Genomic DNA, 16,919 nt, shown 5'->3' on the forward strand with positions numbered 1-16,919 from the left:
AACAAATTTGAAAAAACTCTATATGCATTGTTGATGGAAGTACTAGAATATAAGAATATAAAAAGAAAAACATAAAAAGGCTTAATAATATAACAATTTATAGTAATAATGTGGCTTGAGCGCAAATCATAAAAAAATGGGGAGTATAAGATGCAAGTAGCAATATTTTTTGGGAGTAAATCAGATACGGAAGTTATGAGAGGAGCTGCAAATGCTTTAAAGGAATTTGGAATAGAATATAAGGCATTTGTTCTTTCAGCTCATAGAGTTCCAGAGAAATTAGAAGAAACATTAGAAGAAATTCAAGCACAAGGATGTCAAGTTATAATTGCTGGAGCTGGTCTTGCAGCACATTTACCAGGTGTTATAGCATCAAAGACAATACTTCCTGTAATAGGAGTTCCTGTTAAAGCTGCGCTTGAAGGTGTTGATGCATTGTATTCTATAGTACAAATGCCAAAATCAATTCCAGTTGCAACTGTTGGAATTAATAACAGTTACAATGCAGGAATGTTAGCTGTTCAAATGTTATCAGTTAATAATGAAGAATTAAAAAACAAATTAAAACAATTTAGAATAGATATGAAGAAAAAGTTTATTGAGGAAAATGCGGAAGGAGTAGAACTATAATGGAAAAATTAGAAATGATGTATGAAGGAAAAGCAAAGAAGATTTACGCAACGGATAAGGCTGATGAAGTAATTGTATATTACAAAGATGATGCAACAGCATTTAATGGAGAAAAGAAAGGTCAAATCGAAGATAAAGGTGTTATGAACAACGCTATAACTTCACTTATATTTGAATTATTAGAAAAAGAAGGAGTTAGAACTCACTTCATAGAAAAATTAAATGATAGAGAACAATTATGTAAGAAGGTTGAAATAGTACCACTTGAAGTAATCGTAAGAAATGTTGCTGCAGGAAGCATGGCTAAGAGATTAGGTCTTGAGGAAGGATTTAAGCTTAAGACTACTGTATTTGAATTATCATACAAAGACGATTCATTAGGAGATCCACTAATAAATGATTACCATGCAGTTGGGATTGGAGCTACTACTTTTGAAGAATTAAAAGAAATCTATGCTATGACAGCAAAAATTAACGATGTATTAAAAGCTGTATTTAAAGAACAAAACATTAACTTAATTGACTTTAAGATTGAATTCGGTAGATTACCTGATGGAACAGTAGTGTTAGCTGATGAAATTTCACCAGATACTTGTAGATTCTGGGATGCAACTACAGGTGAAAAATTAGACAAAGATAGATTTAGAAGAGATTTAGGCAATGTTAAAGATGCTTATGTTGAAATATTAAAGAGAATTTCAAAATAATGCACAATTATCAATGCACAATTATCAATGTATAATTAAGGAATAAAATCCTGCGGATTTTGAAAAAATATGCACTTTAGAAAAAGAGCATTAAGAACTAAAAGAAATTCCACAGGAAAAGTGAGAATCAAAATCTTTGATTTGGCTCTTTTAACTTTCGCTTTAGAGCTTTCATCCATAGTTGAACATTTATAATTGACAATTGAGCATTGAATATTGTGCAGTGTTTTAATTAATTATGAAAGGATTGTGTATATGAGTAATCCAAATTTTGAATTAATAATGGATCCAAGTAATGATAAATTTAAGGATGAGTGTGGAGTTTTTGGTGTTTATGCAAATAATCCTATAGATGTTGCATCTATGACTTATTATGGACTTTATGCCCTTCAACATAGGGGACAAGAAAGTGCAGGAATAGCAGTTGCAGATGGGGAAAAAATTGATATACATAAAGGATTAGGATTAATTACAGAAGCATTTAAATCAGAGGATTTAGAAAAGTTAAAGGGACATATAGCTATCGGCCATGTGAGATATTCAACTGCTGGGGGAAAAGGGATTGAAAATGCGCAGCCTATATTAGCTACATCAAAAATGGGACCAATAGCTATGGCTCACAACGGAACTTTGGTAAATGCTGATGTAATAAAAGAATTACTTGAAGATGGAGGACAAATTTTTCACACTTCAACAGATTCAGAAGTAATTTCTTGTCTTATAGCAAGAAGTGCAAAAAAAGGCTTTGCAAAAGCAGTAGTTGATGCTATGTCAGCTATTAGAGGATCATTTGCATTGACTATTATGTCAAAGGATAAATTAATTGGAGCTAGAGATCCTCATGGAATAAGACCACTTTGTCTTGGTAAAATTGATGAAGGTTATGTGCTTTCTTCAGAAAGTTGTGCACTTGATGCAATAGGCGCTGAACTTGTAAGAGATATAGAACCAGGAGAAATAGTTATAATAGATGCAGAAGGTGTGCATTCATATAGATATTCTGAAAATACTCAGTGTCAAACTTGTGCTTTCGAATATATATATTTTGCTAGACCAGATTCAAGAATTGATGGACTTGAAGTTCATACAACAAGAATAAAAGCAGGAGAACAATTATTTAAGGAACATCCAATAAAGGCAGACTTAGTTATTGCTGTACCAGATTCAGGAATACCAGCAGCTATAGGATATGCAAAGGCATCTGGAATACCTTATGATACTGGATTTATTAAAAATAGATATGTTGGAAGAACTTTCATATCACCATCTCAAGAAATAAGAGAAAGAGCAGTTGCTGTGAAATTAAATCCATTAAAGGTAAACCTGGAAGGCAAGAGCGTTATACTTATTGATGATTCAATAGTAAGAGGTACTACTTCAAAACATTTAGTTGAATCTCTAAGACATGCAGGTGTAAAAGAAGTTAACTTCTTAATTGCATCGCCAGGTGTTAAGTATCCATGTTACTTTGGAATAGATACTCCTTATAGAAGCGAGCTTGTTGCTGCTAATAATACTGTGGAAGGAATCAGAGATATGATTGGAGCAGATTATTTAGGCTACTTAAGTGAAGAAGGCGTTTATAAGAGTTGCGAAGGAAAAGAAGGATTCTGCATGGGATGCTTTAATGGGGTTTATCCAGTTGCAGCACCAGTAGAAAAGCCACTATAAATATCTAAAGATCATCTTGAAAGGTAGGAATTAATAAATGATTACTTACAAAGAAGCCGGAGTTAATATAGAAGAAGGATACAAATCAGTTAAATTAATAAAAGAATATGCAGCTAGAACTATGAGTGAGTATGTTTTAAATGGACTTGGTAGTTTTGCAGGAATGGTTGAATTACCATCAGGATATGAAAAGCCAGTTTTAGTTTCAGGAACTGATGGAGTAGGAACTAAACTTGAAATTGCATTTAAAAACAAGAAATATGATACAGTTGGAATTGACTGTGTTGCTATGTGTGTAAATGATATTTTATGTCATGGAGCAAAACCATTATTCTTCTTAGATTACATAGCTTGTGGAAAGCTTGAAGCAGAAGTTGCATCGAATTTAGTTAAAGGTATATCAGATGGATGTGTAGATTCTGATTGTGCTTTAATTGGGGGAGAAACAGCAGAAATGCCAGGTTTTTATTCTGATGGAGAATATGATATGGCAGGATTTGCAGTAGGTATTGCAGATAAAGATAAAATCATAAACGGTAGCAAGATTGAAGAGGGGGATAAATTAATAGGTATTGCTTCTTCTGGTGTTCATTCTAATGGTTATTCATTAATTAGAAAAGTATTCCCTGATTTAAATGAAGAATTTAATGGTGAAGAAGTATGGAAGACTTTAATTACTCCAACTAAGATTTATGTAAAACCGATACTTAAATTATTAGAAAGCTATGAAATTAAAGGAATGGCTCATGTTACTGGTGGAGGATTTATTGAAAATGTTCCAAGAATGTTTAATGGTGGAGACTTTACAGCTGTAATTAACAAAGATTCGTATCCACTTCCAGCTATATTTGAAAGAATTATTGAAAAAGGTGTAGATAAAGATCATATGTACAATACCTTCAATATGGGAATTGGATTTGTTCTTGCTGTTAAAGAGGCAGATGTGGCACCTATTATAAAAGCTTTAGTAGAAATGGGAGAAAAAGCTTATGAAATAGGATATGTAACATCTGGAGGTGAAGGTATTTGTTTAAAATAGCAGTCTTAGTTTCAGGTGGAGGAACAGACCTTCAATCTGTAATAGACGCAGTAGAAAATAAATATATTAACGGTAAAATAGAAATGGTTATCGGAAGCCGCGATAATATTTATGCTTTGGAGAGAGCGAAAAAACATAATATAGATGCTTTTGTTGTCAGTAGAAAAGAGTATGGAGAAGAATCTTCAAACAAGATCTTAGAATTAACAAAGGGGAAAGTTGATTTAATAGTTCTTGCAGGATTTTTAGCAATTTTAGATGGAGAAATATTAAAAGAATTTAATAATAAAATTATAAATATTCATCCGTCTTTAATTCCTTCTTTTTGTGGACCTGGAATGTACGGATTAAAGGTTCATGAAGCTGTAATTAAAAGTGGAGTAAGATTTTCAGGGTGTACAGTACACTTTGTAAATTCAGAAGTTGATGGAGGATCAATACTTCTTCAAGAAGTGGTACCAGTTTATTTTGAAGATGATGCAGAAGCACTTCAAAAAAGAATTTTAGAAAAAGAACATGTAATACTACCTAAGGCAATAAAATTACTTAGTGAAAATAAAATACAAGTAATTGATGGTAGAGTTAAGATTGAAGAATAGAGGAGGCCTTTTCGTGAAAAAGAGAGCTTTAATAAGTGTATTTGATAAAGATGGAGTTTTAGATTTTGCTAAATTTTTAGTATCTAAAGATATTGAAATTGTATCAACAGGGGGGACTTATAAATACTTAAAAGAAAATGGCTTGGATGTAATTGAAATTAATGAAGTTACTAACTTTCCTGAAATGTTAGATGGAAGAGTTAAGACTCTTCATCCATTAGTTCATGCAGGAATTCTTGCTATAAGAGATAATGAAGAACATATGAATACATTAAAGGGAAGAGAGATTCATACTATAGATTATGTAGTAGTAAATCTTTATCCATTCTTTGAAAAAGTTAAAGAAGACTTAGAATTTGAAGAAAAGGTTGAATTTATAGATATCGGTGGTCCTACAATGCTTAGAGCTGCTGCAAAGAATTTCCAAGATGTTGTAGTAATTTCTGATAAAAATGACTATAAAGTTGTTATGGAAGAAATTGAAGCAAACGGTGAAACTACTTTAAAGACTAAAAAGAAATTGGCAGGTAAGGTATTTAATCTTATGAGTGCTTATGATGGAGCTATTTCTAATTTCTTATTAGCTGATGATGAGGAAGAATATCCAGAATATCTTTCAGTTTCATATAAGAAGATGCAAGGACTTCGATATGGTGAAAATTCACATCAAAGTGCAGCAGTTTATTCTTCAACAATGTTTGATGGTGCAATGAATACATTTGAAATGTTAAATGGTAAAGAATTATCTTACAATAATTTTAAAGACTGTGATATTGCTTGGAAATGTGCTAATGAATTTGATGAACCAGCATGTTGTGCTTTAAAACATAATACACCATGTGGAGTTGCGGTTGGTACAGATGCTTATGAAGCATATATGAAAGCTTATGAAGTAGACCCTACTTCAATCTTCGGAGGAATTGTTGCCTTTAACAGAAAAGTAGATAAGAAAACTGCTGAAGAAATGGTTAAGATTTTCTTAGAAGTTATAGCAGCACCAGAATACGATGAAGATGCTTTAGAAGTATTAAAAACTAAAAAGAATTTAAGAGTTCTTAAGTTTAATAGTACTCCAAAATCTGATAAATATATGGTTACAGTTGACGGAGCAATATTAGTTCAAGAAGAAGATAGCAAATTAATTGAAGAAATAAAAGTTGTAACTGAAGTTAAACCAACTGATGAAGAAATGAGAGATTTATTATTTGGTATGAAGGTAGTTAAATATGTTAAATCTAATGCTATAGTTGTTGCTCATAATGGAATAGCTCTTGGAATTGGTGGAGGTCAAGTTAATAGAATTTGGCCAACAGAAGATGCTCTAAAAAGGGGAAAAGGGGCTACAATCTTAGCTTCTGATGCTTTCTTTCCATTTAGGGACGTAGTAGATCAAGCTGCAAAAGCTGGTATTAAAGCTATAATCCAACCAGGTGGATCTATGAGAGACCAAGAATCAATAGATGCTTGTAATGAACATGGAATTGCAATGGTGTTTACAGGATATAGACATTTTAAACACTAATGTTAATAATCAATGTTCAGTGGTCAATTTTCAATGAATGAGTTCTTGAAGAACTTCGAAATGTGTTTTATAAATACAATAAGTACATAATTGATAATTGATAATTGAAATTTGAAAATTGGGCATTAAAAATTGATAATTGTTTTGGAGGTATATTATATGAAACTTCTTTTAATTGGTTCGGGTGGTAGAGAACATGCTTTAGCTTGGAAACTTGCAAAGAGTGAAAAGGTAGAAAAGATATTCGTTGCACCTGGTAATGGTGGAACTGCAATTGAAAATAAATGCGAAAATATAAACATAACTGATATTGATGAATTAGTTAAATTTGCACAAAAAGAAATTATTGATCTTACAATAGTTGGTCCAGAAGATCCGTTAACAAAAGGTATTGTAAATAAATTCAAACAAGAAGGCTTAAAGATATTTGGGCCAGCTGAAAGTGCTGCACAGCTTGAAGGCAGTAAAAGTTTTTCTAAAGAATTCATGAAAAAGTATGGAGTTAAGACTGCCGAATATGAGACATTTACAGATGTGAATGAAGCACTTAAATATTTAGAGTCTTGTTCATATCCAACAGTAGTCAAAGCAGATGGACTCGCAGCAGGAAAAGGTGTTGCTATTTGCGAAACTAAAGAAGAAGCGATAGATGCAGTAAAATCTTATATGATAGATGATATCTTTAATGGAGCAGGTGAAAAAATAGTAATAGAAGAATTCCTTGAAGGTGTAGAAGCTTCAATTCTTTCTATTACAGATGGAAAGACAATCATTCCATTTATATCAGGGAAAGACCATAAACAAATATTTGATGGGGGGAAAGGCCCAAATACAGGTGGAATGGGAGTATTAGCACCAAATCCTTATGTTACTGAAGATGTAATGAAAGATTTTGAAGATAATATAATGGCTAAGACTCTAATTGGAATTCGCGAAGAATGTTTTGATTATAAAGGAATTATTTTCTTTGGTATTATGATTACTAAAAAAGGAACTTATCTTTTAGAATACAATGTCAGAATGGGAGACCCAGAAACACAATCAGTTCTTTGCTTAATGGAAAGTGATTTAGTCGAAGTTATTGAAGCTGCTCTAAGAGAAGAGTTATACAAAACTACCATAAAATGGAATAGAGGCGTTTGCATAAACGTTGTTTTAGCATCAAAAGGATATCCTGGAGACTTTGTTAAAGGATATGAAATAAAAATTGATGAAAAAGTAAAGGATAAGGTATTCCTAGCAGGGGCTAAGGCAGAAGATGGAGTCTTAAAGACAAATGGTGGCAGAGTATTATCAGTTATTGGTCTTGGAAAAACTTTAGAAGAAGCTCGAAATGATGCTTATGAAAATATTAAATATGTTACTTTTGAAGGTGCATATTATAGAACTGATATAGGAACACATAAATAATATAAAGTTTTAACATTATATATTAAGTAATCCATTGATTTTAATTTCAATTAATAGTATAGTAACTAATAAATATAATTATTTCTAAAAAAAGGAAATTGTGATTCGAATATTTACTTGGGCACTTTATGTTCGATGAGTTAGTACTGCAACCGACCTTCTTATAGGTCGGTTTTTTGTCGTAGATAAATAAAAATATAAATTATAAATAGAAATTGGGGTATGAATTTTATGAGTATTTTTAATATGTTAAGAAAATATGATGAGTATGAATTTGATAAACTTGGAATTAATCAAAACGGCACAGATTTTAATGAGGAAGGATATAATAGAAAAGGCGAGTTTTTATAAACAAAATATAAATGGAAAACAAAGTAGAAAAAATAAACCAAACTTTATTAGATTAAAGCTTGGTTTATTTAACATTTATATTGTTCTAATTTCTATATTTAATAGTAGATAAATCAGAGACATGATCATACTCTATTGTTTTATTGTTATATAAGAATTTTACACCATCAATCCATTCACCTTTAGATTTATTATTAGATTGAAGGAAATTTTCAATTAAAGTATTTGATGTTACTGCACCGCCAGTTGAACCTTGGAATTTTGGTACCCATTTATTGGTGCCAGAATCAGTTAAGTTTATAGTAACAACTTTCTTTCCGTTTACTGTATCTATAGATTTAACCTCAATTGGTAATTTATTAAATTTCTTTTCTGATACTGCTTTTGATAATTCTTTCAATTTATCTTCTAAACTTAAACTTTCATTTACTTCAATAGAACTTGATTCGTTAGGTTCTAAAGAATTTTCATCTATAGTATAGATAGAAAGTTTTATCTTATTTACCTTTGCATCTTCTTTAGATGTATTATTTTCTGTTGTAGAAGAGCTATTGCTGTCCTTATTTTGATCTACAGTAGTAGTATTAGAGTTAGTAGCATCATTAAGTTTTGTAGTATTATTAGGTTTTGTAGTACAAGAAACCAGTGTAATACTTAACATTAAAACTGAAACTAAAATTAATTTTTTAGTCATAATATGTACACCTCCTATGTTTAGTCATATTCAAATCGTATCTTGGAGCCTTATTTTCTTTCAAGTACCTTAAGCATTAATTCTATAAATTATCTTAATTAATTATATCATATGCAATTTAAAAATAAAAGTGCATTATATTTAGATTACCGTAAAATAAATGCAGAGGAGAACTTTTACTTTTGTTCCAATACGTGGAATTTGAATTTTGGTACAAAATATTCCTAAGTCATTCAAAATAATTTTTTTAATTTTATTCATTTAGCTCTATAATAATCCACGTAAAGCTCTGAAAAGTTGTGTCAATTTATTATCGAAAACTCTTATGTGTGATTCTTTATTAGAAAATTTACTACTCTTTTCATATAAAATTCCCCCTTACAGCTTCATTTATATCTTTTTTAGCTTTCTTTAATTCATTATCAAGTTCATATTTAACGTCATATTTTAAATTATTATTAATCTTTCTTTTTGATATTTATTCAACTTCTTGCAATAAATCCCGATTACTATGTTCTAAACAGAGTAATTTAGCCATTGCATCTTAAATTTATTTGGACCATTTTTTTCTATATACATAGTTGCGATTATAAGTTACACTATCAAAACAAGTATTTATTGTGCGCTTCCTTTTGTCTTTGTATCTATAAATTGTTTTATCTCTATTATATAAGTAAATCATTATTTATTATTTCAAAAGCCTTTCGTAAAATATCACAACCTATTTCATAAAGAAAATCCGAAATTTTTTTCTCAATACTATTGAATGTTAAGTTACTATGATTCTATATTATTAACTATATAAATTCCTTCTTTCAATGTATTTGTTTCTTAATTATATTGTATTAAGGATTTATATGTTTGGGAAGATATTCTTCAATATATATGGAATAGCTTCCCTCATTTTTGCCTACAAAAATTTTACGCACATATAGATGGAAAAAAATGAGAAATATTTGACAATGGATTTTTAGTATAGTATATTTTGATTATCAAACTATTTGATATTAAAACTTTTTATGACATGCGTATTTAGAATTAAATAATCATCTTACATTTTTGTTTAATTAAAAGATAAGGTATATTCAAAAGATAAAAAACTAGAGTATGCGAGCTATTTTGTAGAATATTTAATTAGTGAGTTTATACCTAATATTTATATGAGTGAAAGTACATTTTTATTAGATTCAAAATATATATTCCATATTTAGAAAAGTATTTTTTTAGAGGCCAAAGTGGAGAGGGCAGATGAATGAATAAATCAACAATAGTGATTAACGAGCTTTTGGTGCAGTTATTTAATAGTGTTTTACAAATTGAGGAACAAAGTTTAAAAAATGGTGTGCTTTCAGATCTATCAATAACAGAAGTGCATACAATAGAGGCTATTGGAATATACAGTGAAAGAACAATGTCAGAAGTAGCTCAGAAATTAAAAATTACTGTAAGTACTTTAACAACTGCTATAAATAAATTAATAATAAAGGGATATGTAGTAAGAAAAAAAATAGAGACAGATAGAAGAGTTGTCTTAGTTAAGTTAACTAAAAGAGGTAAATTAGCCTTTAGACTTCATCAAAAATTTCATGGAGAAATGATAAATAATGCAATAGAAGGATTAAGGTTGAAAGAGGAAGAAATTTTGATTTCCTCTTTAAATAAGATAAACGATTTTTTAAAAGAAAAATATAAATTAGAACAATAAAGGAGAATACTATGAGTAATGTTAAAATTTGTGGAATTGGTGCATATTTACCACCATTAGTAGTTACAAACAATAAAATAGGCGAATTCGTTGAAACCAATGATGAATGGATAGTTCAAAGGACAGGGATTAGTGAAAGAAGAATTTCAGAAGGTGAAAATACATCTGAAATAGCTACTAAGGCGGCTAAATTGGCTCTTGAAAGAGCAGGAATTGATTCAAAAGATTTGGATTTAATAATAGTTGCTACGATTAGTCCTGATGCTTTTATACCATCAGTTGCATGTTTAGTGCAAAGTAATTTAGATGCAGATAATGCAGCTTGTTTTGACATAAGTGTTGCATGTTCAGGATTTGTATATGCATTAGAAGTTGCAAATGCAATGATGAAATCTATGAATTATAAAAATGCTTTAGTAATTGGAGCAGAAGTTCTTTCAAAGGTAACAGATTGGACTGATAGAGGCACTTGCATTCTTTTTGGTGATGGTGCTGGTGCAGTTGTGCTTAAGCACGAACAAGACGAAACAAAAGGAATTATTAAATCATATTTAAGATCAGATGGGAAAAAGGGAGAAGCATTAACTATAGGTGGAACTGATTTTGATACTCCTTTTTCTAAAGAAAAAATGATAGCAGATAAATTAATAAGAATGAATGGTAGAGAAATACTTAGATTTGCAGTACCAGCAATAGTAGATGCTGTTAATGAAGTATTAAAAGATACTGATGTTTCATTAGATGAAATTAAATATATAGTACCACATCAAGCTAATTATAGAATTATAAAATCAGCAGCTCAAAAACTAGAATTAGAAGAAGAAAAATTCTACTTAAATCTAGATAGAGTGGGCAATACATCAGGTGCATCGGTGCCAATAGCTTTAAATGAGATGTATGAAAAAAACTTGATTAACAAAGGAGATAAATTTATATTGGTTGCATTTGGTGGGGGATTAACTTATGCAGCTACATTAGTAGAATGGTAATGGGGACTATTTCAATATTAAGTTGATTTTTTAAATTAGCTGAGATTAACTTTTAATAAGTGTAAAATGTTCAGTTGGGAATATGCAATTAAAAAAGTTTTCTGCAGGATTTTAAAATTATACATAACTTTTGAACTCCTATGAAGATTGTTATTAATTGTAAATTATCAATTGTTAATTAAAATAAAAAATAGATATTTATGGAGGTATAAAATTATGTTATTTGAGGAAATTAGAGAAGTTATATGTGAACAATTAGGAATTGAAAAGGAAGAAGTAAAATTAGAAACAACATTTGAAGATTTAGGTGCTGATTCTTTAGATTTATTTCAAATAATAATTGAAATTGAAGAGAAATATGATATACAAATAGAAGATGTTGAAGGTTTAAAAACTATAAAAGACGCAGTAGATTATGCAGAAAAGAATAAATAGAAATAAACAAAGAATATATTTTGGAAATATGACTTATTTTTAATTTTTAGTAATGTAATTGATAATTACATGTTAGATATAGTAAAATTAATTTTATGGTAGGTTATTTTACCTAGAATAGATTTAAATACAATAAAAAATAAAAAAATTTTTCCATTATTTTATTAAACGTAGTATGAGTAATATTTTATAATTTGATAATGGTAGGAGGAATTTGTTGTGGAAAAAAATAGAGTATGTGAACTATTAGAAATAAAATATCCTATATTTCAAGGAGCTATGGCAAGAATTGCAGATGCTTCTTTAGCTTCAGCGGTAAGTGAAGCTGGTGGACTTGGAATAATAACAGGTGCAGCACCAACAGAATGGGTAAGAGAACAAATACAAGAAACTAAAAAGTTAACAAATAAACCATTTGGTGTAAATATAATGCTAATGGCAGAAAATGCAGAGGAAATAGCAGAATTAGTATGTGAAGAAGGTGTATCTGTTATTACAACAGGTGCAGGTAGTCCTGGTAAATATATGGAGAAATGGAAGTCACACGGAATAAAGGTTATACCAGTTGTAGCTTCAGTTGCTCTAGCTAAAAGAATGGTAAAAGCAGGTGCTGATGCAATTATAGCAGAAGGAACTGAATCAGGTGGCCATGTAGGTCAATTAACAACAATGGCATTAGTTCCTCAAGTAGTAGATGCGGTTGAAGTGCCAGTTATAGCAGCAGGTGGAATTGGTGATGGTAGAGGAGTAGCAGCATCATTTATGTTAGGTGCTGAAGGAATTCAAGTTGGAACAAGATTCCTAGTAGCTAAAGAATGTACTATACATCAAAATTATAAAGACAAAGTATTAAAAGCTAATGATATAGATACAGAAGTGACAGGTAGACCAACAGGTCATCCAGTTAGAGTTCTTAGAAATAAACTTGCAAGAACTTATCTTAAGTTAGAAAAAGAAGGGGCATCTGCTGAAGAGTTAGAAAAACTTGGTGTGGGCGCGTTGAAAAAGGCTGTTGTAGATGGTGATGTTGATAATGGATCGCTTATGTCAGGCCAAATTGCAGGGCTTATTAATAAGGAGCAAACATGCAAAGAAATGATTGAAGAATTATTTGATGAAGCAAAAGAATTATTCGAGAAATTTGGAGGAAAGTATGAATAGTAATAAAACTGCATTTCTTTTTCCAGGTCAGGGAGTTCAAACAATTGAGATGGCAAAAGAACTTTGCGAAAATATACCAGAATGTATGGAAATTTTAGAGCGTAGTGAAGAAATCTTGAATATGCCTATAAAGAAAATGATGTTTGAAGGCCCAGATGAACTTCTTACAGCAACAGAAAATGCACAACCGACAATTCTTGTTGCATCACTTATTGCATTAAAAGCTTTAGAAATAAATAATATTGAAGCAGATTATGCAGCAGGACTTAGCCTAGGTGAATATGCTGCCTTAATATATGGAGGAGCACTTTCTTTAGAAGAAGGATTATTACTTATAAAAGAAAGAGGAAGAATAATGGGTAGTGCTCTACCAGAAGGCTTAGGAAAAATGGCTGCTATACTAAAGTTAAATGATGAAAAAGTAAAAGAATTGTTAGATAGAGCAAGTGAATTTGGAATAGCAGAAGGTGCTAATTTCAACTGTCCAGGTCAAGTAGTTATTTCTGGTGAAAATAAAGCAATAGATGAAGCTGTAAAGATTGCAAAAGAACTTGGAGGCCTTGGAATGCCTCTAAAGGTTAGTGGACCGTTTCATAGTTCGCTTCTTGAACCAGCAAGTGAAGAATTCTTTAATACTATAAAAACTGTAAATATTAAAGAACTTAATAAAGTAGTATATTCCAACGTTAAGGGTCTTCCTTATGAACGTGAAGATGATGTTAGAGATTTACTTAAAAGACATATAAGAACCTCTGTGCTTTTTGAGAAAACTATAAACCATATGATTGAAAGTGGTGTAGATACATTTATTGAAGTTGGACCAGGAAAAGCACTTAGAGGATTTGTTAAGAAAATAAATAAAAATGTGAAGCTTTTAAATGTTGAAGATATGGCTTCTTTAAAAACTACAATTGATGCAATTTAGGAGGTAATTATTTATATGCTAAAAGGAAAATGTGCTATTATTACAGGTGCATCAAGAGGGCTTGGAAAAGCAATTGCTTTAAAGTTAGCGTCTCTTGGAGCTAATATAGTTTTAAATTATAGAAGTAGTGAAAATGAAGCAATAGACGTTGAAAATGAAATAAAAGAAATGGGTGTTCAAGTTATAAGTGTAAAAGGAGATATTTCTAAATTAGAAGAAGTAGAAAATCTTATAGGTGCAGCTAAAGAAAAATTCGGCAATATTGACATCATGGTAAATAATGCTGGAATTACAAAAGATACATTAATACTTAGAATGAAAGAAGAAGATTTTGATAGTGTTATTGATGTAAATCTAAAAGGCGTATTTAATTGCTTAAAATCTATTACTCCAATTATGGTTAAACAAAAATGTGGAAAAATAATAAATATTTCATCAGTTGTTGGACTTACAGGAAATGCAGGGCAAGTTAATTATGCAGCATCGAAGGCTGGTGTAATTGGAATGACAAAGTCACTTGCTAAAGAACTTGGTTCTAGAGGGATTACTGTAAATGCAGTAGCACCGGGATTTATTGAAACAGATATGACACATGAATTAAATGATAAAGTTAAGGAAGAAGCAAAGAAAAATATACCACTTAAGAGATTTGGAAATCCAGAAGATGTAGCAAATGTTGTAGCGTTCCTTGCAAGTGAAGGTTCAAATTATGTTACAGGTCAAGTTATCCAAGTTGATGGTGGAATGTTAATGTAATGGAGGAAGAGTTAAGTTATGGAAAGAAGAGTTGTAATTACAGGAATGGGGGCTTTAACTCCTATAGGAAATGATGTTACTACATTTTGGAATAATGCAAAAGAAGGAAAATTAGGAATAGATTTTATTACTTTAATAGATCAAGATTTAATAGATGTAAAAATTGCAGCAGAAGTTAAAGATTTCGATCCTGATACTTTAATTGGTAAAAAAGAAGCTAAAAGATTAGATAGATTTGCTCAATTTGGATTAGTTGCTGCAGATGAAGCAATAAAAGATTCAGGAATAGATTTAGAAAAAGAAGATTTAGATAGATTCGGGGTAATGTTAGGATCAGGAATAGGTGGTTTTGAAACTATCGAAACTGAATGTACTAAAATTGCTACTGGAAAATCAAAGAGAGTATCTCCATTTTTTGTTCCTATGACAATTATAAATTTAGGGGCAGGAAATGTAGCAATTAAATATGGATTAAAAGGACCTTGTACATCAGCAGTAACTGCTTGTGCTACAGGAACTAATAATATTGGAGATGCATTTAGAACTATAAAGCATGGCTATGCAGATGTGATGCTTGCAGGAGGTGCAGAAGCGCCTATAACTAGACTTGGAGTTTCAGGATTTGGTAGCATGAAGGCATTAAATTCAGATAACAATCCTGCGAGAGCATCTATTCCTTTTGACAAGGATAGAAGCGGATTTGTAATGGGTGAAGGTGCAGGGCTTGTAGTTCTTGAATCTTTAGAACATGCAGAGGCAAGAGGTGCAAATATTATAGCTGAAATCGTTGGTTATGGTTCAACTTGTGATGCATATCATATTACATCGCCAGCTCCAGATGGTAGTGGTGCTGCAAAGGCTATGAAAGATGCTATAGCTGAAGCTGGAATTAAGTTAGAAGAAGTTTCTTATATAAATGCTCATGGAACTTCAACACCATTGAATGATCAATTTGAAACAGCAGCAATTAAGAGTGCATTTGGAGAAAACGCATATAAGATTCCGATATCTTCAACAAAATCTATGACGGGTCATCTATTAGGAGCAGCAGGAGCAATTGAAGCAATAATATGTGCAAAAGCTCTTCAAGAAGGGTTCATTCCACCAACAATTGGATATGAAACAAAAGATGAAGAATTAGATTTAGATTATGTACCTAATGTTGGAAGAAAGCAACAATTAGAATATGCACTTACTAATTCATTAGGTTTTGGTGGGCATAATGCAACATTACTTTTAAAGAAATGGAAATAACATTTTATGATGAATGATGAATGATGAAATTTAAAAGAAATTACGAAGTAATTTCATCCATAATTATTCATCATTAATCATTCATTAATTTAAAGGAGGATATATTTATGGAATTTGAAAAGATTAAAGAATTAATTAAATTAGTTGATTCTTCAAGTTTAGCTTTTTTTGAACTTTCAAGTGGCAATGATTATATAAAAATGGATAAATCATTAAATAGAGGACTAGCTGATAATAATTTGAGCAATTTAAGTAATGCTAGCACTGTAAATAATTTAGTTGGTTCTGGTACCAAATTGAATTCAATTAATTCAATAGAAAAATCAGAAGATTATGTGGTAAAAAATGAAGAAATAGTTAGTAATGAAAAAGAGATAGTTTTAGAAGATAAGAATATAGACGTCATAATTTCTCCTATGGTAGGAACATTTTATTCTTCACCATCACCAGAAAGTCCAGCTTTTGCAGAAGTTGGAGGTACAATTTCTAAGGGGAAAATTATTTGTATAATTGAAGCTATGAAGCTTATGAATGAAATAGAAAGTGATTATAGTGGAATAATTGTTGAACGTTTAGTTAATGACGGAGATATGGTAGAATATGGTCAGCCATTATTTAAGGTTAAGGGGGAATAGGATTTGCTTAATATAAAAGAAATAAAAGAAATTTTACCTCATAGATATCCATTTTTATTAGTTGATAGAGTTATTGAAATGGAGATAGAGGATAAACAATTTGTAAGAGCATATAAAAATGTTTCTGCTAATGAAGAGTTTTTTCAAGGACATTATCCTGAAGAACCAATTATGCCAGGAGTACTACAAATAGAAGCATTAGCTCAAACAGGAGCAGTTGCTATTCTTTCAATGGAAAAGTTTAAAGGAAAAACCCCATTATTTGCAGGAACGAATAAAGTTAGATTTAAAAATAAGGTTGTACCAGGTGATAGATTGGACTTATATTGTGAAATTATAAAAATAAAAGGGCCTATAGGAATTGGAAAAGGAATAGCCTCAGTTGATGGAAAAACAGTTTGTGAAGCAGAAATACTTTTTGCTATAGGATAGGTGA

17 protein-coding genes and 1 riboswitch are annotated in these 16,919 nt (G+C 30.7%); of the genes, 16 read left to right on the forward strand and 1 reads right to left on the reverse strand.

Annotation, left to right across the window (positions count from 1 at the left end; genetic code table 11):
• Positions 1-150 precede the first annotated feature (150 nt).
• From purE to purD, 7 genes are all read left to right on the forward strand, one after another.
• Positions 151-630, forward strand: a complete 480-nt coding sequence (gene purE / locus LLF98_RS03540; protein ID WP_291700873.1) for a 5-(carboxyamino)imidazole ribonucleotide mutase — start codon at positions 151-153, stop codon at positions 628-630.
• Entirely contained in the window at positions 630-1,337 is a 708-nt protein-coding gene (purC, locus tag LLF98_RS03545) for a phosphoribosylaminoimidazolesuccinocarboxamide synthase (RefSeq protein WP_291700875.1), read from the forward strand. The genes purE and purC overlap by 1 nt, the downstream gene beginning before the upstream one ends.
• A gap of 255 nt (positions 1,338-1,592) precedes the next feature.
• A complete protein-coding gene (gene purF, locus LLF98_RS03550) occupies positions 1,593-3,008 on the forward strand; it encodes an amidophosphoribosyltransferase (protein ID WP_291700876.1) in 1,416 nt (471 codons plus the stop codon).
• Between the two features lie 37 nt (positions 3,009-3,045).
• Positions 3,046-4,047 (forward strand): phosphoribosylformylglycinamidine cyclo-ligase, encoded by a 1,002-nt coding sequence (gene purM / locus LLF98_RS03555; RefSeq protein WP_291700879.1) that lies wholly within the window; start codon positions 3,046-3,048, stop codon positions 4,045-4,047.
• A complete protein-coding gene (purN, locus tag LLF98_RS03560; RefSeq protein WP_291700880.1) occupies positions 4,035-4,646 on the forward strand; it encodes a phosphoribosylglycinamide formyltransferase in 612 nt (203 codons plus the stop codon). The genes purM and purN overlap by 13 nt, the downstream gene beginning before the upstream one ends.
• A 13-nt stretch (positions 4,647-4,659) precedes the next feature.
• Positions 4,660-6,168 (forward strand): bifunctional phosphoribosylaminoimidazolecarboxamide formyltransferase/IMP cyclohydrolase, encoded by a 1,509-nt coding sequence (gene purH / locus LLF98_RS03565; protein ID WP_291700882.1) that lies wholly within the window; start codon positions 4,660-4,662, stop codon positions 6,166-6,168.
• 159 nt (positions 6,169-6,327) lie between these two features.
• A complete protein-coding gene (gene purD / locus LLF98_RS03570) occupies positions 6,328-7,578 on the forward strand; it encodes a phosphoribosylamine--glycine ligase (RefSeq protein WP_291700885.1) in 1,251 nt (416 codons plus the stop codon).
• 84 nt (positions 7,579-7,662) lie between these two features.
• Positions 7,663-7,745: riboswitch (cyclic di-GMP riboswitch) on the forward strand.
• Positions 7,746-8,014: 269 nt separating this feature from the next.
• On the opposite strand, the gene LLF98_RS03575 is transcribed toward purD, so the two are convergent.
• Positions 8,015-8,623, reverse strand: a complete 609-nt coding sequence (locus LLF98_RS03575) for a hypothetical protein (RefSeq protein WP_291700887.1) — start codon at positions 8,621-8,623, stop codon at positions 8,015-8,017.
• Between the two features lie 1,252 nt (positions 8,624-9,875).
• Between LLF98_RS03575 and LLF98_RS03580 the strand changes: the two genes are divergently transcribed.
• From LLF98_RS03580 to fabZ, 9 genes are all read left to right on the forward strand, one after another.
• A complete protein-coding gene (locus tag LLF98_RS03580) occupies positions 9,876-10,328 on the forward strand; it encodes a MarR family transcriptional regulator (RefSeq protein WP_291700889.1) in 453 nt (150 codons plus the stop codon).
• Between the two features lie 11 nt (positions 10,329-10,339).
• Entirely contained in the window at positions 10,340-11,317 is a 978-nt protein-coding gene (locus LLF98_RS03585; RefSeq protein WP_291700891.1) for a beta-ketoacyl-ACP synthase III, read from the forward strand.
• A 216-nt stretch (positions 11,318-11,533) separates the two neighbouring features.
• Positions 11,534-11,752, forward strand: a complete 219-nt coding sequence (locus LLF98_RS03590) for an acyl carrier protein (RefSeq protein ID WP_291700893.1) — start codon at positions 11,534-11,536, stop codon at positions 11,750-11,752.
• Between the two features lie 219 nt (positions 11,753-11,971).
• Complete coding sequence (gene fabK, locus LLF98_RS03595; RefSeq protein ID WP_291700895.1) at positions 11,972-12,913, forward strand: enoyl-[acyl-carrier-protein] reductase FabK; 942 nt, start codon at positions 11,972-11,974, stop codon at positions 12,911-12,913.
• The gene (gene fabD / locus LLF98_RS03600; protein WP_291700897.1) at positions 12,906-13,838 is read left to right on the forward strand and encodes an ACP S-malonyltransferase; all 933 of its coding nucleotides are present in this window, start codon (positions 12,906-12,908) and stop codon (positions 13,836-13,838) included. The genes fabK and fabD overlap by 8 nt, the downstream gene beginning before the upstream one ends.
• Positions 13,839-13,853: 15 nt before the next feature.
• Entirely contained in the window at positions 13,854-14,594 is a 741-nt protein-coding gene (fabG, locus tag LLF98_RS03605) for a 3-oxoacyl-[acyl-carrier-protein] reductase (RefSeq protein WP_291700899.1), read from the forward strand.
• Between the two features lie 18 nt (positions 14,595-14,612).
• A complete protein-coding gene (gene fabF, locus LLF98_RS03610; RefSeq protein ID WP_291700901.1) occupies positions 14,613-15,848 on the forward strand; it encodes a beta-ketoacyl-ACP synthase II in 1,236 nt (411 codons plus the stop codon).
• Between the two features lie 107 nt (positions 15,849-15,955).
• Entirely contained in the window at positions 15,956-16,483 is a 528-nt protein-coding gene (gene accB, locus LLF98_RS03615; RefSeq protein ID WP_291700903.1) for an acetyl-CoA carboxylase biotin carboxyl carrier protein, read from the forward strand.
• Positions 16,484-16,486: 3 nt separating this feature from the next.
• Complete coding sequence (gene fabZ / locus LLF98_RS03620; protein ID WP_291700905.1) at positions 16,487-16,915, forward strand: 3-hydroxyacyl-ACP dehydratase FabZ; 429 nt, start codon at positions 16,487-16,489, stop codon at positions 16,913-16,915.
• The last annotated feature ends 4 nt before the right edge of the window (positions 16,916-16,919 follow it).

Origin of the sequence: Clostridium sp. (genome assembly GCF_021372645.1) — a bacterium.
In the GTDB taxonomy this organism is placed as follows: domain Bacteria; phylum Bacillota; class Clostridia; order Clostridiales; family Clostridiaceae; genus Clostridium.